Source organism: Bradyrhizobium sp. SOJA106 (assembly GCF_059448745.1).
On record NZ_CM182549.1, the window covers coordinates 2386401 to 2407579 of the forward strand.

Annotated in this window: 18 protein-coding genes; 7 read left to right on the forward strand and 11 right to left on the reverse strand. The window is 65.7% G+C overall.

The genetic code is table 11. The features are described 5' to 3' along the window. Positions 1 to 8: 8 nt before the first annotated feature. A complete protein-coding gene (gene queE, locus AC5V87_RS10545; RefSeq protein ID WP_495370916.1) occupies positions 9 to 641 on the reverse strand; it encodes a 7-carboxy-7-deazaguanine synthase in 633 nt (210 codons plus the stop codon). A 10-nt stretch (positions 642 to 651) separates the two neighbouring features. After that, a complete protein-coding gene (locus tag AC5V87_RS10550) occupies positions 652 to 1119 on the reverse strand; it encodes a tRNA (cytidine(34)-2'-O)-methyltransferase (protein ID WP_456843409.1) in 468 nt (155 codons plus the stop codon). A gap of 279 nt (positions 1120 to 1398) precedes the next feature. Between AC5V87_RS10550 and petA the strand changes: the two genes are divergently transcribed. The 5 genes from petA to AC5V87_RS10575 all read left to right on the forward strand — a co-directional run bounded on the left by petA (position 1399) and on the right by AC5V87_RS10575 (position 7998). Continuing rightward, positions 1399 to 1929, forward strand: coding sequence for a ubiquinol-cytochrome c reductase iron-sulfur subunit (petA, locus tag AC5V87_RS10555; protein ID WP_456840173.1), 531 nt, complete (start codon positions 1399 to 1401; stop codon positions 1927 to 1929). 62 nt (positions 1930 to 1991) lie between these two features. Further along, positions 1992 to 4064 (forward strand): cytochrome b/c1, encoded by a 2073-nt coding sequence (fbcH, locus tag AC5V87_RS10560; RefSeq protein WP_456840172.1) that lies wholly within the window; start codon positions 1992 to 1994, stop codon positions 4062 to 4064. 209 nt (positions 4065 to 4273) lie between these two features. Beyond that, positions 4274 to 4948, forward strand: coding sequence for a dienelactone hydrolase family protein (locus AC5V87_RS10565; RefSeq protein ID WP_495370917.1), 675 nt, complete (start codon positions 4274 to 4276; stop codon positions 4946 to 4948). Positions 4949 to 5177: 229 nt separating this feature from the next. Continuing rightward, positions 5178 to 7343 (forward strand): anthranilate synthase component I, encoded by a 2166-nt coding sequence (locus AC5V87_RS10570; RefSeq protein WP_456840171.1) that lies wholly within the window; start codon positions 5178 to 5180, stop codon positions 7341 to 7343. A 115-nt stretch (positions 7344 to 7458) separates the two neighbouring features. Beyond that, complete coding sequence (locus AC5V87_RS10575) at positions 7459 to 7998, forward strand: adenine phosphoribosyltransferase (RefSeq protein ID WP_011085277.1); 540 nt, start codon at positions 7459 to 7461, stop codon at positions 7996 to 7998. A 107-nt stretch (positions 7999 to 8105) separates the two neighbouring features. On the opposite strand, the gene AC5V87_RS10580 is transcribed toward AC5V87_RS10575, so the two are convergent. From AC5V87_RS10580 to AC5V87_RS10615, 8 genes are all read right to left on the reverse strand, one after another. Further along, positions 8106 to 8774, reverse strand: a complete 669-nt coding sequence (locus AC5V87_RS10580; protein WP_495370918.1) for a hypothetical protein — start codon at positions 8772 to 8774, stop codon at positions 8106 to 8108. Between the two features lie 62 nt (positions 8775 to 8836). Further along, positions 8837 to 9589 carry a P-loop NTPase family protein gene (locus tag AC5V87_RS10585; RefSeq protein WP_456840169.1) on the reverse strand — a complete coding sequence of 251 codons (753 nt, stop codon included), beginning with the start codon at positions 9587 to 9589 and terminating at the stop codon, positions 8837 to 8839. A 189-nt stretch (positions 9590 to 9778) separates the two neighbouring features. Then, positions 9779 to 10987, reverse strand: a complete 1209-nt coding sequence (locus AC5V87_RS10590; RefSeq protein WP_495370919.1) for a M48 family metallopeptidase — start codon at positions 10985 to 10987, stop codon at positions 9779 to 9781. A gap of 137 nt (positions 10988 to 11124) precedes the next feature. Continuing rightward, complete coding sequence (locus AC5V87_RS10595; protein WP_456840167.1) at positions 11125 to 11685, reverse strand: LemA family protein; 561 nt, start codon at positions 11683 to 11685, stop codon at positions 11125 to 11127. Positions 11686 to 11823: 138 nt separating this feature from the next. After that, on the reverse strand, positions 11824 to 12801 hold the full coding sequence (locus tag AC5V87_RS10600) for a small ribosomal subunit Rsm22 family protein (protein WP_495370920.1): 978 nt from the start codon (positions 12799 to 12801) through the stop codon (positions 11824 to 11826). A gap of 113 nt (positions 12802 to 12914) precedes the next feature. Then, positions 12915 to 16379 carry a chromosome segregation protein SMC gene (gene smc / locus AC5V87_RS10605; RefSeq protein WP_495370921.1) on the reverse strand — a complete coding sequence of 1155 codons (3465 nt, stop codon included), beginning with the start codon at positions 16377 to 16379 and terminating at the stop codon, positions 12915 to 12917. Positions 16380 to 16596: 217 nt separating this feature from the next. Continuing rightward, complete coding sequence (locus AC5V87_RS10610) at positions 16597 to 17268, reverse strand: DsbA family protein (RefSeq protein ID WP_456840164.1); 672 nt, start codon at positions 17266 to 17268, stop codon at positions 16597 to 16599. 127 nt (positions 17269 to 17395) lie between these two features. Then, entirely contained in the window at positions 17396 to 17893 is a 498-nt protein-coding gene (locus tag AC5V87_RS10615) for a DUF721 domain-containing protein (RefSeq protein WP_456840163.1), read from the reverse strand. Positions 17894 to 18092: 199 nt separating this feature from the next. Between AC5V87_RS10615 and mutY the strand changes: the two genes are divergently transcribed. Both mutY and AC5V87_RS10625 read left to right on the forward strand, forming a co-directional pair. Beyond that, on the forward strand, positions 18093 to 19193 hold the full coding sequence (mutY, locus tag AC5V87_RS10620) for an A/G-specific adenine glycosylase (RefSeq protein WP_495370922.1): 1101 nt from the start codon (positions 18093 to 18095) through the stop codon (positions 19191 to 19193). 69 nt (positions 19194 to 19262) lie between these two features. Next, entirely contained in the window at positions 19263 to 19682 is a 420-nt protein-coding gene (locus tag AC5V87_RS10625; RefSeq protein WP_495370923.1) for a PaaI family thioesterase, read from the forward strand. Positions 19683 to 19856: 174 nt separating this feature from the next. Here AC5V87_RS10625 and AC5V87_RS10630 read toward each other — a convergent pair whose 3' ends face one another. Further along, positions 19857 to 21137: a flavin-dependent oxidoreductase gene (locus tag AC5V87_RS10630; RefSeq protein ID WP_495370924.1), complete on the reverse strand. Its 1281-nt coding sequence runs from the start codon at positions 21135 to 21137 to the stop codon at positions 19857 to 19859. Between the last annotated feature and the right edge of the window lie 42 nt (positions 21138 to 21179).

The following is a 21179-nucleotide window of genomic DNA, read 5'->3' on the forward strand; positions in this document are numbered from 1 at the left end:
AACCAGTCCTATCTGATGCCGAGCGACTTATGCGTCTGCACGCTCAGCCGCCACTGCGGGTGGCGCAGGCAATAATCGATCGCGCGCGCGGTGTTCTCGGTGACCTCAGGTCCATCCATCGGCTGCAGCGAGAAGCGCTCGAAGGCGAGGCCCTCGAAGGTCTCGGGAGCGGCGAGGGCCTGCGGATAGACCAGCTTCAGCTCATGGCCGCGCGTCTGCACGAGCTCGCTGCCACCCTTGGGGCTGACGCAGATCCAGTCGAGGCCGTCGGGAGCTGCAATCGTGCCGTTGGTCTCGACGCCGATCTCGAAACCGCGCGCATGGAGCGCATCGATCAGGTCGGCGTCGACCTGGAGCAGCGGCTCGCCTCCGGTGAGGACCACGTAGCGGTTGTCGCTCGAGGCGGTCCACTGCGCGGCGATGGTGTCGGCGAGGTCTTCAGCCGAAGCGTAACGGCCGCCGAGCGTGCCGTCGGTGCCGACGAAATCCGTGTCACAGAACTTGCACACGGCCTCGGTGCGGTCGGCCTCGCCGCCGCTCCAGAGGTTGCAGCCGGCAAAACGGCAGAACACCGACGCGCGCCCGGCATGGGCGCCTTCGCCTTGCAGGGTCAGGAAGATCTCCTTGACCGCGTAACTCACTGGTCTCTCCTCAATGGTCTCGAACTTGCGGGTTCCGGAGCTGCCGCAGCGCTTCGCCCGCGGCCATCGCCGCGGTCATGGCGACATTGAGCGACCGCAGCCCCGGATTGATCGGGATCACCAGCCGCGCGTCGGCGGCCTCGATCACCGCGTCGGTGACACCGGCGCTCTCGCGCCCGAATAGCAGGATGTCCGCCGTCTGGTAACGGAAATCGCGGTAGTCGGTGGCACCCTTGGTGGTGAACAGCAGCAGGCGGTAGCCCTGTGCCGCGCGCCACTCCTCGAACTTCGCCCAGGAGTCGTGTCTGACGATGCTGACATGGTCAAGATAATCCATTCCCGCCCGGCGGAAATGCCGGTCGGAGATCGGGAACCCTGCCGGCTCGATGATGTGGGCGCCTAGCCCCAAGCAGGCGCAGAGGCGGAGAATCGTGCCGGTGTTCTGGGGGATGTCGGGCTGGAAAAGCGCTATCTGCATGGCTTGGCTTCGGGTTGGGCCGGGACCGAATTGTCTCAATAAAACATCGCTGGCGCGGGAATTCGTGCATTGCACGCTCCCGCGCCGTTAGCGGGCTTGCGCTCGCTCGGCAAGGGTGCCAATAGAACGATTCTGGACTGCTGTTTTCGCCCTTGTTTTGGTGGGGACAAGTGAAGTTCTGCCGCCGCGGGGGGCCGCGGGCGCCGGCAGGCTGTTCTGGGGACCTTGGGGGCTCCCGGAGCGGTTCCGCCGGCAGCATAAGAAGAAAGGGTTGGAATCGTGACGACAGCGTCTTCGGCGGACCATCCGACACGCCGTGATTTCTTATTCGTTGCAACGGGGGCAGCTGCAGCAGTAGGGGGCGCGGCCGCGCTCTGGCCCTTCATCTCCCAAATGAATCCTGATGCGTCGACCATCGCCGCCGGTGCGCCGATCGAGGTCGATCTCAGCCCGGTCGCCGAGGGCCAGGACATCAAGGTGTTCTGGCGCGGCAAGCCGATCTACATCAGCCACCGCACCAAGAAGCAGATCGACGAGGCGCGCGCCGTCAACGTGGCGAGCCTGCCCGATCCGCAGTCTGACGAGGCCCGGGTCAAGTCCGGCCATGAGCAGTGGCTGGTCGTGATCGGCATCTGCACCCATCTCGGCTGCATCCCGATCGCCCATGAGGGCAATTACGACGGGTTCTTCTGCCCCTGCCATGGTTCGCAATACGACTCGTCCGGCCGCATCCGCCAGGGGCCCGCGCCCGCGAACCTGGCCGTGCCGCCGTACCAGTTCGTTTCCGACACCAAAATCCAGATCGGCTGAGCTGCGGACCTGCGTCCGAAGTTTCGCGCCGTCTCGTCGTTATATTTCCTCAGGATCGCATCATGAGCGGACCATCCGACTACCAGCCGAGCAATCCGGCCCTGCAATGGATCGAGCGGCGCCTGCCGATCATGGGTCTCATCCATTCCTCCTTCGTCGTCTATCCCACCCCGCGCAACCTGAACTACTGGTGGACGTTCGGCGCCATCCTCTCCTTCATGCTGGGGATGCAGATCCTCACCGGCGTGATCCTGGCGATGCACTACACGCCGCATGCCGATCTCGCCTTCAAGTCGGTCGAGCTGATCGTCCGCGACGTCAATTACGGCTGGCTGCTGCGCAACATGCATGCCTGCGGGGCGTCGATGTTCTTCTTCGCGGTCTATGTCCATATGCTGCGCGGCCTCTATTACGGCTCCTACAAGGAGCCGCGCGAGGTGCTGTGGATCCTCGGCGTCATCATCTACCTCCTGATGATGGCGACGGGCTTCATGGGCTATGTGCTGCCCTGGGGCCAGATGAGCTTCTGGGGCGCCACCGTCATCACCAATTTGTTCTCCGCCATTCCCTATGTCGGCGAGAGCATCGTGACGCTGCTGTGGGGCGGCTATTCGGTCGGCAACCCGACGCTGAACCGCTTCTTCTCGCTGCACTATCTCCTGCCGTTCCTGATCGCGGGGGTCGTCGTGCTGCACGTCTGGGCGCTGCACGTCGCCGGCCAGAACAATCCTGACGGCGTCGAGCCGAAGACGGAGAAGGACACGGTGCCGTTCACGCCGCACGCGACCATGAAGGACATGTTCGGCGTGTCCTGCTTCCTGCTGCTCTACGCCTGGTTCATCTTCTACATGCCGAACTATCTCGGCGATGCCGACAACTACATCCCGGCCAACCCGGGCGTGACGCCGCCGCACATCGTGCCGGAATGGTACTACCTGCCGTTCTACGCGATCCTGCGCTCGATCCCGAACAAGCTTGCGGGCGTCATCGCGATGTTCTCGGCGATCATCATCCTGTGCTTCCTGCCCTGGCTGGACAGCGCCAGGACGCGGTCGTCGAAGTACCGTCCGCTGGCCAAGCAGTTCTTCTGGATCTTCGTCGTGGTCTGCATCCTGCTCGGCTATCTCGGCGCGCAGCCGCCGGAAGGCATCTATGTGATCGCCGGCCGAGTCCTGACGGTGTGCTACTTTGCCTATTTCCTGATCGTGCTGCCGCTGCTCTCGCGGATCGAGACGCCACGGCCGGTGCCGAACTCGATCTCGGAGGCGATCCTCGCCAAGACCGGCAGCAAGTCGACGCCGATGGTATCGACCGCGATCGTGCTCGCGCTCGCCGGCGCCCTGTTCGCGGGCTCTGTCGATACCGCCAAAGCGTCCGAAGGCAGTGACAGGCCGCCGGGCAACAAATGGTCGTTCTCAGGTCCGTTCGGCAAGTTCGACCGCGGCGCGCTGCAGCGCGGCCTGAAGGTCTACAAGGAGGTCTGCGCCAACTGCCACGGCCTGTCCTTCGTCGCCTTCCGCAATCTCGCGGAAGCCGGCGGTCCCGGCTATTCGCCAGCACAGGCGGCGGCGTTTGCGTCCGACTACAAGATCAAGGACGGTCCAAACGATGCTGGCGACATGTTCGAGCGCCCAGGCCGGCCGGCCGACTACTTCCCTTCGCCGTTCCCGAACGAGCAGGCTGCCCGTGCTGCCAATGGCGGCGCGGCGCCGCCCGACCTGTCGCTGATCACCAAGGCGCGCTCCTACGGCCGCGGTTTCCCCTGGTTCATCTTCGACTTCTTCACCCAGTACCAGGAGCAGGGCCCGGACTATGTCGCGGCGGTGCTTCAGGGCTTCGAGGAGAAGGTGCCGGAGGGCGTGACGATCCCGGAGGGCTCCTACTACAACAAGTACTTCCCGGGCCATGCCATCAAGATGCCGAAGCCGCTCAGTGACGGCCAAGTGACCTATGACGACGGCTCGCCGACCACGGTGGCGCAATACGCCAAGGACGTCACCACGTTCCTGATGTGGACCGCCGAGCCGCATATGGAAGCGCGCAAGCGCCTCGGCCTCCAGGTGTTCGTGTTCCTGATCATCTTCGCGTTCCTGATGTACTTCACCAAGAAGAAAGTTTGGGCCGACTCGCACTGAGCGGCGCGCGACGAGAAATGAAAAAGCCCCCGCGAGGGGCTTTTTTGTTGGACTGTCATTCCGGGGCGATGCGTCAGCATCGAGCCGGAATCTTGAGATTCCGGGCTCGCTATCGCGCGCCCCGGAATGACGAGAGTGTGGATTGCCTCACGCGCTTGCACCCGCCAAAATACCGCCAACCGCTCCCCAGAAACTCACCGGAGGACACCATGGGAACCACCATCACCTTCAAGCGCCCGGACGGCAAGGACGCCTCGGGCTATCTCGCCAATGCCGCGCGGGGCAACGCGCCGGGCGTGGTCGTGATCCAGGAATGGTGGGGCTTGTCGGACCAGATCAAGGGCCTGTGCGACCGCTTTGCGCTGGCCGGCTTCGATGCGCTGGCGCCCGATCTCTACAAGGGCAAGGTGGTGCCGTATCACGACACGGATTCCGCCAACAAGGAGATGAACTCGCTCGACTTCATGGACGCCACCACGCAGACCGTGCGCGGCGCCGCGCAATATCTGTCGCGCAACGGCGCCAAGGTCGGGCTGACAGGCTTCTGCCTCGGCGGCGCCGTCACCATCATCGGCGCGGTGCATGTGCCGGAGCTCGCCGCCGGCGTCGTGTTCTACGGCATCCCGCCGGAGCAGGCGGCCAAGCCCGCCGACGTCAAGATCCCGCTCCAGGCCCATTTCGCCAATAAGGACGATTGGTGCACGCCGGAGCTGGTGGGCGGCTTCGAGAACGCCATGAAGGCCGCCGGCAAGTCGCTCGAGCTGTTCCGCTATGACGCCGAGCACGCCTTCGTCAACGAGCAGCGCCAGGCCGTGCACGACCGCGAAGCCGCCGAGCTCGCCTGGGGCAGGGCCACGGAGTTTTTCCGGAAGCATCTGGGATAATTGTCGGCAGCCCAGAGTTGGGCGGCGCCCTTGACGCCGCCCCCGGGCCATGGTGAGTATCCGCCCCATGAGCACCGCCGTCCGCCCAGCCCGTCTCTGGTGGCGCACCTCCTAAGAGGTGGCCGGTGCGATTTCCTTTCCCAAATCGTCTGAGGTCGCCAGCACAGCGCGGCGGCCTGATCGTTTGTCCTGTGTGGCGTTCCCTCGACAAGTTTCGTAAGAGGACCACATGAACAGGACAGTCTTTGCCCTCCCGGCCAGAAGTGAGTACGCCACCCGCGCGGGTCTCGCGATCACGCGCGTGGCGGAGCAATTCACCGGCGGCGCCAACCGCCTCGACGACCTCATCAACCTGCTTGATCGCCGCCGCGGCGTGGTGCTGTCCTCGGGCACGACCGTGCCCGGCCGTTACGAGAGTTTTGACCTCGGCTTCTCCGATCCGCCGCTCAAGCTCGAGACCACGAGCGTCAATTTCAAGCTGGAAGCCCTGAACGGGCGTGGCGAGGTTCTGATCGCCTTCCTCGGCGACGTGCTGCGCGAGCCCTGCGTCGTGATCTCCGAAAAGATGCCAACGCGCCTTGCCGGCCATATCGTTCGCGGCGAGGCGCCGGTCGATGAGGACCAGCGCACGCGGCGCGCCAGCGTGATGTCGTTGGTGCGCGACATCGTCGCCGCCTTCTCCTCCAATGACGATGGCCTGCTCGGCCTGTTCGGCGCCTTCGCCTATGACCTCGTGTTCCAGATCGAGGATCTCGTGCAGAAGCGCCCGCGCGAGGCCGACCAGCGCGACATCGTGCTGTACGTGCCCGATCGCCTGCTGGCCTATGACCGCGCCACCGGCCGCGGCGTGGTGCTCACTTACGATTTCGCCTGGAAGGGCAAGTCGACCGAAGGTCTGCCGCGCGAGACCGCCGAGAGCCCGTATCTGAAGACGCCGCGCCAGGGTTTTGCCGATCACGCCCCAGGCGAGTATCAGGCGACCGTCGAGACCGCGCGCGCGGCGTTTGCACGCGGCGATCTGTTCGAGGCCGTGCCCGGCCAGCTGTTCGCCGAGCCGTGCGACCGCTCGCCGGCCGAAGTCTTCCAGCGGCTCTGCGTCATCAATCCGTCGCCCTATGGCGCGCTGATGAATCTCGGCGAGGGCGAGTTTCTCGTCTCGGCTTCGCCGGAAATGTTCGTGCGCTCCGACGGACGCCGCGTCGAGACCTGCCCGATCTCGGGCACGATCGCGCGCGGCACCGATGCGATCGGCGATGCCGAGCAGATCCGCCAGCTGCTGAACTCGGAGAAGGACGAGTTCGAGCTCAACATGTGCACCGACGTCGATCGCAACGACAAGGCGCGCGTCTGCGTCCCCGGCACCATCAAGGTGCTGGCGCGGCGGCAGATCGAGACCTACTCAAAGCTGTTCCACACTGTCGATCATGTCGAGGGCATGCTGCGCCCCGGCTTCGACGCGCTCGACGCCTTCCTCACCCATGCCTGGGCGGTGACTGTCACCGGTGCGCCAAAGCTGTGGGCGATGCAGTTCGTCGAGGATCACGAACGCTCGCCGCGGCGCTGGTACGCCGGCGCGATCGGCGCGGTGAACTTCGACGGCAGCATCAACACCGGCCTCACCATCCGCACCATCCGCATGAAGGATGGCCTCGCCGAGGTGCGCGTCGGCGCCACCTGCCTGTTCGACTCCGATCCGGCCGCTGAAGACCGCGAGTGCCAGGTCAAGGCTGCCGCCTTATTCCAGGCGCTGCGCGGCGATCCGCCGAAGCCGCTCTCGACCTTTGCGCCCGATGCGACCGGTTCGGGCAAGCAGGTGCTGCTGATCGACCACGACGACAGCTTCGTGCACATGCTCGCCGATTATTTCCGCCAGGTCGGCGCCAGCGTCACCGTGGTCCGCTATGTGCATGCGCTCGACATGCTCAAGCAGAAGAGGTGGGACTTGCTGGTGCTGTCGCCCGGCCCCGGGCGCCCTGAGGATTTCGGGATCAGGAAGACGATCGATGCGGCGCTGGAGAAGAAGCTGCCGGTGTTCGGCGTCTGCCTCGGCGTGCAGGCGATTGGCGAATATTTCGGCGGCGAACTCGGCCAGCTGACCCATCCCGCCCATGGCCGTCCCTCGCGGGTGCAGGTGCGCGGCGGCCGCCTGATGCGCAATCTGCCGAACGAGATCGTCATCGGCCGCTACCACTCGCTGTTCGTCGAGCGGGACAGCATGCCGGAGGTGCTAAGCGTCACCGCCAGCACCGAGGACGGCGTCGCCATGGCGCTGGAGCACAAGACCCTGCCGGTCGCCGGCGTGCAATTCCACCCGGAATCGCTGATGTCGCTCGGCGGCGAGGTGGGCTTGAAGATTGTTGAGAATGCGTTCCGGCTGGATGCCGGGACGAATTGAGTGCAGGATATTTCACCTCGTGTTCCGGGATGATGCGCAAGCACCAGACCCGGGATCTCGAGATTCCGGCTTCGGTGCTACGCACACCCCCGGAATGACATGAAACGAGAAACGAATGACCTTTGACCACGACCTGAAGGCGAGCGTCCGCACCATCCCCGACTATCCCAAGCCGGGGATCATGTTCCGCGACATCACGACCCTGCTCGCGGATGCGCGCGCATTCCGCCGCGCCGTCGACGAGCTCGTCAATCCCTGGGCCGGCAACAAGATCGACAAGGTCGCAGGCATGGAAGCGCGCGGCTTCATCATCGGCGGTGCGGTGGCGCATCAGCTCTCGGCCGGCTTCGTGCCGATCCGCAAGAAAGGCAAGCTGCCGCACACCACCGTGCGCATCGCCTATTCGCTCGAATACGGCATCGACGAGATGGAGATGCATGTCGACGCCATCCAGCCCGGCGAGCGCGTCATCCTGGTCGACGATCTCATCGCCACCGGCGGCACCGCCGAGGGCGCCGTGAAGCTGCTGCGCCAGATCGGCGCCAATGTCGTCGCCGCCTGCTTCATCATCGACCTGCCCGAGCTCGGCGGCGCCGCCAAGCTGCGCGCCATGGACGTGCCGGTGCGCACGCTGATGACGTTCGAGGGACACTGAGGGGGGCGTAGAATAGCGCCCGGGCTATTTTGTTTGGATTGCTGTCGGCTGCGGCCTCCGTCCACCTCTCCCTGCGGGAGAGGTGGAGTTCGTCGGCCGAGCACACTCTATGACCGCTGCAGGATCAGGTTGAGCTCCAGCTCGCGGAAGGCGAGATAATTGCGCCGGATCCACTGGTGCAGCTCGGTCGAGGAGTCCTTCTCCTGACGCAGATAGCCGGTGAAGGAGAAGCTCAGCCGGTCGATATAGGTCTTCAGGAAGCCGGGCAGCGCGGGCAGGCGGAACAGACGGCCGCCTTCCATCGCGGCGGGCAGCTCGCCGCGGACGACATATTCATTGTCCACCGTGATCAGGTTCATCCGGGGGATCTGTCCGCGCAGCATCGCGTGGGCGCGGGCCGAGACGCGGTCGGTGTCGGCCACGAACATGATCTGCGGTGCGACATGGCGGCGTGCCGCTTCCTTGAGCAGGCCGATCTCCTCCGTCATCTTGAAGAACTCGTCGAAGGCGTGGAAGCCGAGGTCGATCACCTTGGCGAGACCGTCATCGACGATGACGCGGTCCATCAGCTGCATCTTGCCGTAGGTGTCGATCACGTCGGCGGTCTCCGTGATCTTCGGCAGATAGTCGAGCAGCGACGGCTCCTTCAGGTTGACGTCGAAGGCCGCCACATTGCCGTTCTTCAGCAGCAGGAATTCGCTCAGGAGCCGCGCCAGCAGGGTCTTGCCGACCTGCGGGCGGGGCGAGCAGATGATGTAGACGGGTGTCGCGGACATTGCGGATGATTATTTGAGCGAACTTGCCGCCCAATCCAGCCGTATCCGCCCGAGGTTCGCAACTATTTTTCGCTGTTGCGGGTCACCGGCTTCGAACCGACGATGTCGGTCAGGCGGATGCGGTCGTACTCGCTCCAGACGTTGGCCAGCCAGTGCCGGACATAGCCGCGCAGCACGAACGAATAGTTCGCCGCCTCGTCGCTGATGCCCTTGTTGGCGACGAATTTCAGGAACGGAACGGAGGACACCTCGACCTGCTCATAGGCCATTTCGTTGAGCTTGGGGATGGTCAGCTCGGTGGCGTCCTTGATGCGGTGGAAGTAGGAATTGTAGGTCGCCTGGTCCCACTGGAAGAACTGGGTGTCGTTGATGAAGTTCTTCACCAGGAAGTATTTCGCGCCGGTCATGAAGCCGGCGGTCTCGGCGATCTCCTCCAGCGAGGCGATCGAGGGGCCCAGGATATGGAACACCGCGAAGGTGATCTGGCCGGCCTTGGCGGCGTCGAGGAAGCCGATGTCGCGCAGCGAGGCCAGCGCCGGCGAGAGCAGGCCGGCGCGCACGTCGATGACGGTGACCGACGGGCTGACCGCGTTGAGCGTGTCAAAGATCTTCATCTGGTCGGCCGTCGTCGTCATGTCGACGATCTCGGTGATATCAGGGTGAAAGCGCTTCAGGGTTCCGCGCGGCGACTCCGTGTCGAACGCGCGCGTCGGCACGTTGTTGGCTGAGAAATAATCGAGCAGGGTGCGCGATACCGTGGTCTTGCCGACCCCGCCCTTGTCCGCGCCCACCACAACCACTGCCGGCTTTGCCATTGCTGTCCCCTAACGCGCGCCCCCGATCGCGAGGTCGCAATCGGCCGGGCCCCAAATCGATGTCCCGAGTCTGCTGTTGGGCGCGAACATGGCAGAAACAAGGGAGAATTCAAATCCTCGGCACGCTCATGCGGCTATTCGCGGGGGTTTTTCCTGATCGTTGCGAAACCGCCGCATGCGGTGCCTGCTTCAACGGCGGCCCCAGGGACCGATGGGATTGCAAGCCGCGGTTCCGGAGGGGCTGGACGCGGGGACGGGCGGCGGACTGGCCGGATCGGCTGCATCGCCCCACGGTCCCTGCGACAGTGGCGGCGGGGTGGTCTGCGCATCAGACTGCGGCTCGGGCTGATCCGTCGCTTCAGCCGGGTCGGGCAACGGGCCGGGATCGTGGCCGCCGGCAAACTTGACCAGCGCGTCGATGCGCGACTGCACCGAGGGATGGGTCGCGAACAAATCGGCAAAGCCCTCGCGCGGATTGTCGACGCAAAGCTCCATCACCGCCGAGGTCGCGCCCGGCAGCTCGCCGCGGCCCTCGATCTTGCGCAGTGCCGAGATCATGGCATCAGGATCCTTGGTCAGTTCGACCGAACCGGCGTCGGCGAGAAATTCACGCGAGCGCGACAGCGCCAGCTTCACCACCTGCGACATCAGCCAGGCCACCACGATCAGCACGACCGCGATGATGATGACGATCACCGCGCCGCCGCCGGAGCTCTTGCTGTCGCTCGACGAGGAGGACGACCGCGACGACGAGGAGGAGCCCGACGACCACGAGCCGCCACTGGTGTTCCAGCTGAAATTCGTGAACACGCGGAAGAACAATTCGCCGAAGAAGCCGACCACGCCGGCGATGATGACGGCAACCACCATCAGCTGCACGTCGCCGTTCTTGATGTGGGTCAGCTCGTGCCCCAGCACCGCCTCGATCTCCTTGTCATTCAGCGCATCGAGGAGACCGGTGGTGACGGTGACCGAATATTGCCGCGGGTTGAGGCCGGTCGCGAACGCGTTCAGCGCCGGGCTTTCCATGATCTTCAGCTTCGGCATGGTGATGCCGCGCGAGATGCAGAGGTTTTCGAGCAGGTTATAGAGCCGCGGCTCCTCCTGCCGGGTGATGTCGTGGCCGCCGGTCACCGCGTCGATCATCGACTGGTGGAAGAAATAGGCGATCACGACCCAGGCCACTGTGACGACCGTCGCAATCGGCGCGGCGACGATCAGATCATGCAAGGCGCGGCTCAGGTAGAAGGCGGCGGTCCGGTTGCTGTCGATGAGGACTTCGGCGACCAACGCACCGGCATAGACCAGCACATAGACCAAAGCGAACAGGCCGGCGAGCAGCAGCATCGAACGAAACTTGTTCGAGGCGATATGCGTGTAGAGACCATACGCGGCCATGGCTGCTTCCGTTTAACCTTTGTCATTCCGGTGCAGGCCACAGGCCTGAACCCGGAATCCAGAGGTTGGTGATCTCGAAGAGATTCCGGGTTCGATGCTGCGCATCGCCCCGGAATGACACCGTTGGTGAGCAGCAATCAGAACTTCACCTGAGGCGTCGCTTCGACTTCGGTGCGGCTGCCGCCGAGATCGAAGAAGTCCTTTCTAGTGAAGCCGAACATGCCGGCGAACAGCGCGGCGGGCATCTGCTGGATGCCGGTGTTGTACTCCTGGACCGCGTTGTTGAAGAAGCGGCGGCTCGCCGCGATCTTGTTCTCGAGGTCGGAGAGCTCGGATGCGAGTTGCTGGAAATTGGCGTTGGCCTTGAGGTCGGGATAGGCCTCCGACAGCGCGATCAGGCGGCCGAGCGCGCCGGAGAGCTGGTTCTCGGCCGCGGACACCTGTGCCGGACCCTGCGCCGACATCGCCGAATTGCGCGCCTTGATGACGTCGTCGAGCGTGCCGCGCTCGTGCGAGGCATAGCCCTTCACGGTCTCGACGAGGTTCGGAATCAGGTCGTGACGCTGCTTGAGCTGCACGTCGATATCGGCAAAGGCCTGGCCGACGCGCTGGCTCAGCGCCACCAGGCGGTTGTAGGCGCTGAAGGCCAAGAATACGAGGACGACGATGACGCCGAGAACGATCCAGCCGGTCGACATGGAGGACTCCTGAAGGGCATTGAGGCGGGCGTTAGGGTAGACCAAACTGGCACAGGGCGAGAGCCCCGGCGCAGAGGGCAAGTAAGACTTGGTCGAACCGGGAACCATCCAAGTTCAAGGCGAAAGCCTTGAATGAGGTTAACTTTCGGCAATAACGGCATCGCCCCAGCGCCAGCGCCGGGCACCTGCATAGGCGGCTTTATCGCGGCGGGCGACCTTTGCCAGTTCGACGCCGCCCTCGGTACAGAGCTTGGCCGCGATCTCGGCCTTGCCGATATCGGGCGGTGCCAGCACGCGTGAGGCACGCGTTGTTGGCGGCGTACGGGTCAGGGCGACGTAGATGAAGCGTTCGTCCTCGAACGGGACCTCGGCGCCCTTGATCTGCCGGTGCGCCTGCGAGCGCGGCAGGCGCTGGCTGAAATGGCACCAGTCGGGTGCTGTGAGCGGGCAGGGTTTTTCGTGCGGGCAGGGCGCAACGACGTAGGCGCCAGCCGCGATCAGCTGCTGGCGCAGCGCGAGGATGCGGGCGTAGCCCGCGGGCGTGCCGGGCTCGATCACGACCAGCGCGCGGCGCGCTTTGGCCCACATTGCCTCCGCGAGTATGCGCTGGTCGCCTTCGCTGAGCTCGCCGACGATGTAGCTGGCGATGACGAGATCGGCTTGCGAGAGCTCGCCGAGGTTGCCGCCGGCATCGCCCGGCAGATAGCGGCACTCCGAAAGGCGCGAGCTGTCCCGTGCCAATTCGAGCGCAAGCCGGCTCAGCGTGGTGTTGGCGTCGAGCAGGGTGAAATCCTGCAGCGATGGAAACGCCTCAGCGGCGGCCCAGGTCGCGGTGCCTGGACCTGCGCCGACATCGAGCAGTGTCTCCGGGGCGAGATCAGGAGCGATTTCGGTCAGCGCATTCAGGCTCGCGGTCACGGCCGCGTAGGTCGCCGGCATGCGCGCCAGCGCATAAGCCAGCGCATCGGCCTCCGACTTGATCCTGCCGGAGCCGCCGCCGGCGCGATAGGTGCTCGAGATTTTCTGCGCCCGCTGGGCAGCGTCGGCGCGGGAGAAGCCCTGAAGCTTGCCGTCGAGGGCGGCTTTCAATTCGGCGGGGAGCGTGGAGGCGATCATAACAACCTCGCGTCATTCCGGGGCGCGTGAAGCGCGAACCCGGAATCTAGAGATTGTAGCGCGAGATTCCGGGTTCGATGCTGCGCATCGCCCCGGAATGACGGCCAATCCTCTCAAGCCACGTTCTGGTCGAGAATATCCACCGCCTCTTGCAGGCTCACCGAGACCAGCTGCGAGACGCCGCGCTCGGCCATGGTGACGCCGAACAGGCGGTTCATCCGCGCCATCGTGATCGGATTGTGCGTGATGATGATGAAGCGAGTGTCGGTCGAGCCGGTCATCTCGTGCAAGAGGTTGCAGTAGCGCTCGACGTTGTGGTCGTCGAGCGGCGCGTCGACTTCGTCCAGCACGCAGATCGGCGAGGGGTTGGTCAGGAACACCGCGAAGATCAGCGCCATCGCGGTCAGCGCCTGCTCGCCGCCCGAGAGCAGTGACAGCGTCTGCGGCTTCTTGCCCGGCGGTTTTGCGATGATCTCGAGACCGGCCTCGAGCGGGTCGTCGCTCTCGATCAGGTGCAGGGCGGCCTCGCCACCGCCGAACAGCTCGACGAACAGCCGCTTGAAATGGTTGTTGACGACCTCGAACGAGGTCAGCAGCCGCTCGCGCGCTTCCTTGTTGAGGCTCTGGATGCCCTGACGCAGCCGCTTGATGGCCTCGACCAGGTCGTCGCGCTCGGTGACGAGGCCCGTGTGCTGGGTCTCGACCTCGCGCAGCTCTTCCTCGGCGCGCAAATTGACTGCGCCGAGGCGCTCGCGGTCTCGGCGCATCTTTTCGAGGTCTTCCTCGATGTCGTGCAGCGGCGGCAGCTCTGCGCCGGGCTCGATCTCGGCAAGGCCCGCGACCGCCTGCGGCTCGACCTCGAGCATGTCGCGGATCTCGCGCTCGATGTCCTCGAGCCGGCGCCGCGCGCCTTCCATGCGCTCCTCGGCGCGCGCGGTGGCCTCGCGGGCGCTGGAGAGCGCCTCGAGCGTCAGCTTGGCGACGCGGTCGGTCTCGGCCATCGCGGTCTCCGCGGTCGCCAGCGCGTCGGCGGCCATGCGGCGGTCGTTCTCGGCGTATTCGATCTCGGTGATCAGTGCGCTGCGCTTCTCAGCGAACACTTGCGGCGCGTTCTCGAGCTCGCTGCGCTCGATCGTGAGCTCGGCGATGCGGGCCTGGATGGTGTCGATATGGGAGGCCGCGCTCTCCTTGCGGTTCTGCCACTCGGTGCGTTCGGCGAGGATCGCCTGCACGCGGCGGTCGGCGAGCTCGGCCTCGCGCGCCAGCGCCTGTGCTTCGGCGCGGACCTGGGCGGCCATGCGGCGATGGGCCTCGATGTCGCTGCGGACGGCGGCGAGGCGGGTCTCGGTGTCCTCGCTCGACGGCAGCTCGCTAATGCCGGCCTCGGCATATTCGTAGGCGGCTTCGGCCTCGGCGCGGTCTGCCGCGAGGCGGCTGTGCGCTTCCGACAGCGTCGCCTTGCGCGCGGCGTGGCGGCTGATCTCGCGCTCCGCGCTCGCATGGCGCTCGCGCGCGGTGTTGAGCTCGCGCTGCGCGGCGCGCCAGGCTTCGCGGCTGGCAGCTTCGGTGCTGGCGGCCATCTGCAATTCGGACTCGGCATTCTCAAGCGCCTGGCGCTTGATCTGCGCGTCGATGCGGGCCTGCTCCAGCTCGTTCTCGATGTCGACGAGGCGGGCGCGCTCGGCGAGACGCCGCGCCGCGCCGGTCGGGGCGTGCGCCGCGGCGACGAAGCCGTCCCAGCGCCAGACGTCGCCCTCCGGTGAGACCAGCCGCTGGCCGGTCTTGAGCTGCGAGACCAGCTCAGCGCCGCGCTCGCGCGGCACCACGCCGATCTGCGCCAGGCGGCGCGCCAGCTCGGCCGGCGCCTGCACGTGGTTGGCGAGCGGGGTGACGCCCTCGGGCAGCTCCGGATCGCCCTCGGTGACGCCGGCATTGGTCCAGCGCATTGGCGCCGACGGGTCGACCGGTGCGTCGAGATCGTCGCCGAGCGCGGCGCCGATCGCCTTTTCAAAACCCTTGTCGACGGTGATGCCGTCGATGATCGGCGGCCACAGGTTCTTGGTCTCGCCATTGACGATTTTAGAGATCGTACGCGCTTCGGTCTCCAGGCGCTGCACGCGCTTGTCGGCTTCGTTCAGCGGCGAGCGCGAGGATTCCAGCGTCTGGCGTGCGGCGAGGTGCGCGGCTTCGCTCGCCTGCGCTGCGGCTTCGGAGGCTGCCAGCGTCTGCTCGGCGGTCTCGACCAGAGCAGTCAGCTCGTCGAGATCGCCGAAGCCGCCGGTCTCCTGCGCAAGCTTCTGCTCTTCGGCGGTGACGTTCGCGATCTCCTGGTCGAGCCGGGCGAGCTTGTCGCGATGGGTACGGACATTGGCTTCCAGTTGATTGCGCTTGGCGGTGAGGTCGGCGAGCGCGGTGGTGAGCTCGGCGAATTGCCGCTCGGTCTCGGTCAGCACAGCCTCGGCCTCGGCGACGCGCTCGTCGACGCCGGACCGCTTCTCGACGCGCGACTTGATCTCTTCCTTCAGCTCGGCGTCTTCGGTGTCGAGCCGCTGTAGCGCGACGTCGGCATCCATGGTTTGTTGTTGAGCACGGGAAATGTCGCCCTCGAATTGCGCAAGCCGGCGCTCGAGCTCGGCGACGCGCTCCTTGGCGCGCTCTTCCTCGCGGTCGAGCTGCTCGCGGGCATTGGTGAGGCGCTGCAGCCCGGCCGCGGCGCGCGCTTCGGCATCGCGCAGCGCCGGCATTTCGGCGGCGCGGATCGCCTGGATGCGGGCGGCTTCGGCCTGGTGCTGCGTGCGCTCGGCCATCTCGCGCACGGCGAGGTCGTGGGTCTGGCCGGACTCGTTGACGTCGGCGTGGGCGCCGATCCAGCGCAGGTGGAACAGCGTGGCCTCGGCCTTGCGGACCTTGGCCGCGACCTCGCGATAGCGCACGGCCTGGCGGGCCTGCTTCTTCAGGCCTTCCATCTGGCCGGAGAGCTGGCCGATCACGTCCTCGACGCGGGTGAGGTTGGTTTCGGCGGCCTTCAGCCGCAGCTCGGCCTCGTGCCGGCGGGCGTGCAGGCCGGCGACGCCGGCGGCGTCTTCCAGCACGCGGCGGCGCTGCTCGGGCTTGGCCTGGATGATCTCGCCGATCTTGCCCTGGTGGACGAGGGCTGGCGAGCGCGCGCCGGTGGCGGCGTCGGCGAACAGGATCTGCACGTCGCGGGCGCGCACGTCGCGGCCGTTGATGCGATAGACCGAACCGGCCTCACGCTCGATGCGGCGGGAGATCTCCAGAATCTGGCTGTCGTTCATCGCCGCCGGCGCGGTGCGATCGGCATTGTCGATCGTCATCGTCACTTCGGCGTGGTTGCGCGCGGGACGGTTGCCGGAGCCGGCGAAGATCACCGCGTCCATGTCGGCGGCGCGCAAGCTCTTGTACGAGGTCTCACCCATCGCCCAGCGCAGCGCTTCGACGAGATTCGACTTGCCGCAACCGTTGGGGCCGACCACGCCGGTCAGGCCGGGCTCGATGACGAAGTCCGTGGGCTCAACGAAGGACTTGAAGCCGTGAAGGCGCAGGCGGGTGATTTTCATAAGCACGCATCTCTGTTGGCAGGCGCGAATCCCCCTGCCGGGACAGTACCATGGAAGGCAATGTCGCTGTCTGGGCGAGTCGCGCGAGGCGGCTCGTGCGGCTGGACAATGGCCGCCGGGCGCCGCGAGGGCAACCGGCGAAAGCCGCTTTTCCCAAGGGATTTATGGCGGGCATGATACGGCTTTCGAGATGAGAATCAGGATCTTGACGAGCGAATCAGCTCTTGAGCAGCGCGTTGATCTTCTTGGCGAACTCCTCGAACGAGGCCTCGCCCTTGATCTTCTCGCCGTTGATGAAGAAGGTCGGCGTCGAATCCACCTTCAAGATGTCGCTGGCGTATTTCTGGTCGGCGGCGATCTTGTCGAGCAGCGCCTGATCCTTCAGGCAGGCCTCGACCTGCTGCTGGGTCAGGCCGGCCTGCTTGCCGATCCGCGTCAGGGTCTCGGTGGTGTTCTTCATCACCCAGTCGCTCTGCTGGCGGAACAGCATGTCGGTGACCGCGAAGTATTTCGGCGCGTCGCCATTGGCGATGCAGCGCGACAGCATCGAGCCGGCCGCGGCCTTGATGTCGAGCGGGAACTCGCGGAAGATGTAACGGATCTTGCCGGTGTCGATGTATTCCGACTTGATCTTGGGGAACACCTGCTCGTTGAAGGCCGCGCAATGCGGGCAAGTCATCGAGGCGAATTCGGTGATGGTGACCGGGGCGTCCTTCGGGCCGAGCGCCATGTCGGGCAGCGACACCGGCTTGGCGACGTCGGCGGCGGTCTGCGCCTTTGCTTCAGGGATCATTGCCTCGGAGATGAACCGCAGCGGCGAGAGGCCGGCGACCGCGGCAAGCCCGGTCAGCGACAGCATCGTGGTGAAGGCGCGGCGGGTGATGATCACGGTCGGCTCCCGAATTGGCGAGGTGTTGCCCGAGGTTCCCGTTCGGGCGGCCTGTCGCTAGCTTGAAACCTCGTTCGAGGCAATGGCGAGGGACAAGGACCGGTCCAGAATAGCCAGGGAATGAGGCTCAATTTCGCTTGATGGCGGCCCCGAGCCGCGCCAGCGCCGTCTTCAACTCTTCATCTTCGATGCCCACGAGGCTTTCCGCCACCTTGGCGACGCTCTTGGGGTCCGGCGGGCCAGGTCGCTTCCGGACCTGGGGACGGGACAGGGGGGCCTGGCGGAAGGCCAGCTTGCCGACAGCGCTCCAGCCGAAGAAGCGGTTGACCCGCTCCAGGATGACGTCGGCGGAGTGCTGGATCTCCAGCGCCATCGGGCCCTCGACCCGCAGCACCAGCGTCGCCGGCTCCTGCGGCTGGCCCTCGACCGGCCGCGGCCACTGCATCTTGAGGGGTTCGGCATGGGCCGCGATCTCGGGCCCGGCAATCTGCGCCCACCGCGTCACCAGCTCGCGCGCCGCAAAACCTTGCTTGGCATAGGCCTCGGCAAAGACGTCGTTGAGCAGGATCCCGAGTGGCTTCGCGCTGATAGGACCGGGTTTGAAGATGGGGCCGGATTTGGACATGGGCGCCTTATAGCACTTCGGCGGGTGGACCACAGGCCCGCGGCTCGTCACGGCCGGGCATAGCCGTCCGAAGGACGGCGTCGCTTCGCTCGTCTATGTCCCGGCCATCCACGTTCTTCCTTCGAAGAAAGACGTGGATGCCCGCGACGAGCGCGGGCATGACGTAGAGAGGCCGGTGCATTTGCCGTTACAGTGAGGCATGAGTTCCAGATCCGTCCGCAAGCCGAAGCCGAAACCTTCCCTGCCGGAGACCACATCGCGTCCGTTCGCGCTCCTCCAATGGTATGACCGCCATCGCCGCCGGTTGCCCTGGCGCGCCGCGCCGGGCGAGGCGTCGGACCCTTATCGCGTCTGGCTGTCGGAGATCATGCTGCAGCAGACCACGGTGAAGGCGGTCGGGCCCTACTTCGAGAAATTCGTCGCGCGCTGGCCTGACGTCACGGCGCTGGGGAGCGCTTCGCAGGACGAGGTGCTGCGGATGTGGGCCGGGCTCGGTTATTATTCGCGCGCACGAAATCTCTACGCCTGTGCGGTTGCCGTGACGCAGGAACATGGCGGTGTGTTTCCGGACACGGAGGAGCGGCTGCGGACACTGCCGGGCATTGGCCCTTATACAGCAGCGGCGATTGCGGCAATCGCGTTCGGCCGCCGTACCATGCCGGTCGACGGCAATATCGAGCGCGTGGTGTCACGGCTGTTCGCGGTCGAGGAGGAGCTGCCGCAGGCGAAGCCCCTGATCCAGCAATTGGCCGCGACGCTGCTGGCGGATTCTCGCGCCGGCGACAGCGCGCAGGCGCTGATGGATCTCGGCGCCTCGATTTGCACGCCGAAGAAGCCGGCCTGCTCGCTGTGCCCGTTGAACGAGGATTGCACCGCGCGTGCGCAGGGCACGCAGGAGACCTTCCCGCGCAAGGCGCCGAAGAAGAGCGGGACGTTGCGGCGTGGCGCGGCCTTCGTCGTCACGCGCGGCGACGACCTGCTGGTTCGCTCAAGGCCCGAAAAGGGCCTGCTCGGCGGCATGACGGAAGTGCCGGGCTCGGACTGGCTCGCCGGCCAGGAGGATGCGACGGCGAAGCAGCAGGCGCCCGATTTGAATGGGCTGTCGCGCTGGCAGCGCAAGGTGGGCGTCGTCACCCACGTCTTCACGCATTTTCCGCTGGAGCTGGTGGTCTACACGGCGAAGGCCGAGGCTCGCACGCGCGCGCCTGAAGGCATGCGCTGGGTGCCGATCGCGACCCTCGCGAACGAGGCGCTGCCCAACATCATGCGCAAGGTGATCGCGCACGCATTGGACCTCTAGCCGGCTATCCTGCTGCCAGCATGGTGTCAGCAGGGCTCGGTTACCTGTCGGCAGCAACGGAGGTGCCGCATGGTCAAGACCGCGCTCGACAATTTTCCGAGGCCGCCCTGCGCCGAGCTGTTGGGATGGCGCCTGCTCGACGCCCGCCCCGAAGAGGGCTGGATCAAGCTCTCCTTCGGCGGCAAGCCGGAGTTCTGCAACCCCGCAGGCTTCATCCAGGGCGGCATGCTCTCTTCCATGCTCGACGACACCATGGGTCCGGCGGTGCTGGTGATGAGCGAGGGCCGGCTCTACACCATCACCATCAGCATGACGGTGAACTTTTTGGCGCCGGCAAAGCCCGGGCCGATCATCGGCGAAGCCAAGGTGACGCAGCTCGGGAAGACGATCGCGTTCGTCGAGGGCAAGCTGACGGCGGAGGACGGCACGGTGCTGGCGACGGCGAGTGCCAGCGAGAGGTTGTTGGAGGCGGCGAGGGTGATGAAGTAAGGCGGGCGCTTTCCGCTTCGCGTGTTAGCGTTCGCGCGCCCAAGCTTCTGCATCGTCATGGCCGGGCTTGTCCCGGCCATCCACGCCTTGCCAAGCGGAACGAAGAACGTGGATGCCCGGGAACAAGCCCGGACATGACGAACCCTGGAAAGCCGCGCTATCAGGGAATGACCCTTACACCTCTGCGCGCGCGTCCTTGCTCACGATCGGCGGCTTGGCGTTGAGCGCCTCCACCTGGAATCCCGCGACGCGCTTGTAGTTCGCAGCGATGTCTTCCAGCTCCTGCTGCGACAGCACGTCGGTGACCACCTTGTAGCCATCGGGCGCGCGCTCCTCGACCAGTTGCATCACCTGCTCGGGTCCGTTCTTGCGGTTGAGCAGGACGAGGTCGGTGGTTGCCGGCCTGCGCTCGGCCTCGTAGGCGAGCAGCGCGGCCTGCGTCGGGCCGTGCGCCAGGATCTCGCGGGTGATGACGCGGGCATCGAGGATCGCCTGCGAGGCGCCATTGGAGCCGATCGGATACATCGGATGCGCGGCATCGCCCATCAGCGTGACCTTGCCGAATGTCCATTGCGACACTGGATCGCGGTCGACCAGCGGATATTCGTAAGCGTGCGGCGGGCAGTTCCTGATGAGACCGGGCACGTCGAGCCAATCGAACTGCCAGCTCTCGAACCAGGGCAAAAACTCATCGAGCCGCGCGGTGCGGTTATAGTCCTCGCGCCGCCACTGATAGGTCGGCGGCATGTGCCGCTCGGCCACCCAGTTGATCAGATGGTTGCCTGATTCGTCCGGCTCCTTGGAGATCGGATAGCAGACGAATTTCAGGATTTCGTGGCCGGCCATGATCATGGTGCGGCCGGTGAGGAAGGCCTTCGATGGCGTGACGCCGCGCCAGAGGATGCGGCCGTTCCAGATTGGCGGTCCCTCCTGCGGATAGAGCTTTTCGCGCGCGGCGGAATGGATGCCGTCGGCGGCGATCAGGATCGCGCCATCATAACTGCCGGCGGCCTTGCCGGTCGCCCGGTCGATGAAGTCGGCGCGCACGCCGTTGGCCGTCTCAGTCCAGCCGGTCAGATGATGGCTGGTCAGGATGTTCTCGCGGCCGAGCCGCTCGACCGCGATATCGAGCAGGATTTGCTGGAGCGTGCCGCGGTGGATCGAGAATTGCGGCCATTTGTAGCCGGCTTCCAACCCGCGCGGCTCGCTCCAGATCGGCTTGCCGTGCTTTGAGAAATAGGCGAGCTCGCGGGTCCGCACACCGCTGGCATCCAACTTGTCCATCAGCCCGAGCTCGATCAGCTCGCGGACCGCATGCGGCAGCACGTTGATGCCGACGCCCAGCGGCTTCAGTTCCGCGACGCTCTCGAGCACTTTTACGGGAACGCCGATTTGATGCAGGCTGAGCGCAAGCGTCAGCCCGCCGATGCCGCCACCGGCGATGAGTACCGTCATGACAAATCCCCCTCCGATCCTCGGCGTCTTGGCACAGGCGGG

What these genes read in the sequence shown, in the direction of transcription:
- AC5V87_RS10570 (WP_456840171.1), top strand. Translation starts at nt 5,178, where the DNA reads ATGAACAGGACAGTCTTTGCCCTCCCGGCCAGAAGTGAGTACGCCACC.
- AC5V87_RS10595 (WP_456840167.1), bottom strand. Translation starts at nt 11,685, where the DNA reads ATGTCGACCGGCTGGATCGTTCTCGGCGTCATCGTCGTCCTCGTATTC.
- AC5V87_RS10565 (WP_495370917.1), top strand. Translation starts at nt 4,274, where the DNA reads ATGGGAACCACCATCACCTTCAAGCGCCCGGACGGCAAGGACGCCTCG.
- AC5V87_RS10630 (WP_495370924.1), bottom strand. Translation starts at nt 21,137, where the DNA reads ATGACGGTACTCATCGCCGGTGGCGGCATCGGCGGGCTGACGCTTGCG.
- mutY (WP_495370922.1), top strand. Translation starts at nt 18,093, where the DNA reads ATGAGTTCCAGATCCGTCCGCAAGCCGAAGCCGAAACCTTCCCTGCCG.
- AC5V87_RS10600 (WP_495370920.1), bottom strand. Translation starts at nt 12,801, where the DNA reads ATGATCGCCTCCACGCTCCCCGCCGAATTGAAAGCCGCCCTCGACGGC.
- AC5V87_RS10575 (WP_011085277.1), top strand. Translation starts at nt 7,459, where the DNA reads ATGACCTTTGACCACGACCTGAAGGCGAGCGTCCGCACCATCCCCGAC.
- AC5V87_RS10590 (WP_495370919.1), bottom strand. Translation starts at nt 10,987, where the DNA reads ATGGCCGCGTATGGTCTCTACACGCATATCGCCTCGAACAAGTTTCGT.
- AC5V87_RS10580 (WP_495370918.1), bottom strand. Translation starts at nt 8,774, where the DNA reads ATGTCCGCGACACCCGTCTACATCATCTGCTCGCCCCGCCCGCAGGTC.
- AC5V87_RS10550 (WP_456843409.1), bottom strand. Translation starts at nt 1,119, where the DNA reads ATGCAGATAGCGCTTTTCCAGCCCGACATCCCCCAGAACACCGGCACG.
- AC5V87_RS10615 (WP_456840163.1), bottom strand. Translation starts at nt 17,893, where the DNA reads ATGTCCAAATCCGGCCCCATCTTCAAACCCGGTCCTATCAGCGCGAAG.
- AC5V87_RS10585 (WP_456840169.1), bottom strand. Translation starts at nt 9,589, where the DNA reads ATGGCAAAGCCGGCAGTGGTTGTGGTGGGCGCGGACAAGGGCGGGGTC.
- fbcH (WP_456840172.1), top strand. Translation starts at nt 1,992, where the DNA reads ATGAGCGGACCATCCGACTACCAGCCGAGCAATCCGGCCCTGCAATGG.
- smc (WP_495370921.1), bottom strand. Translation starts at nt 16,379, where the DNA reads ATGAAAATCACCCGCCTGCGCCTTCACGGCTTCAAGTCCTTCGTTGAG.
- AC5V87_RS10625 (WP_495370923.1), top strand. Translation starts at nt 19,263, where the DNA reads ATGGTCAAGACCGCGCTCGACAATTTTCCGAGGCCGCCCTGCGCCGAG.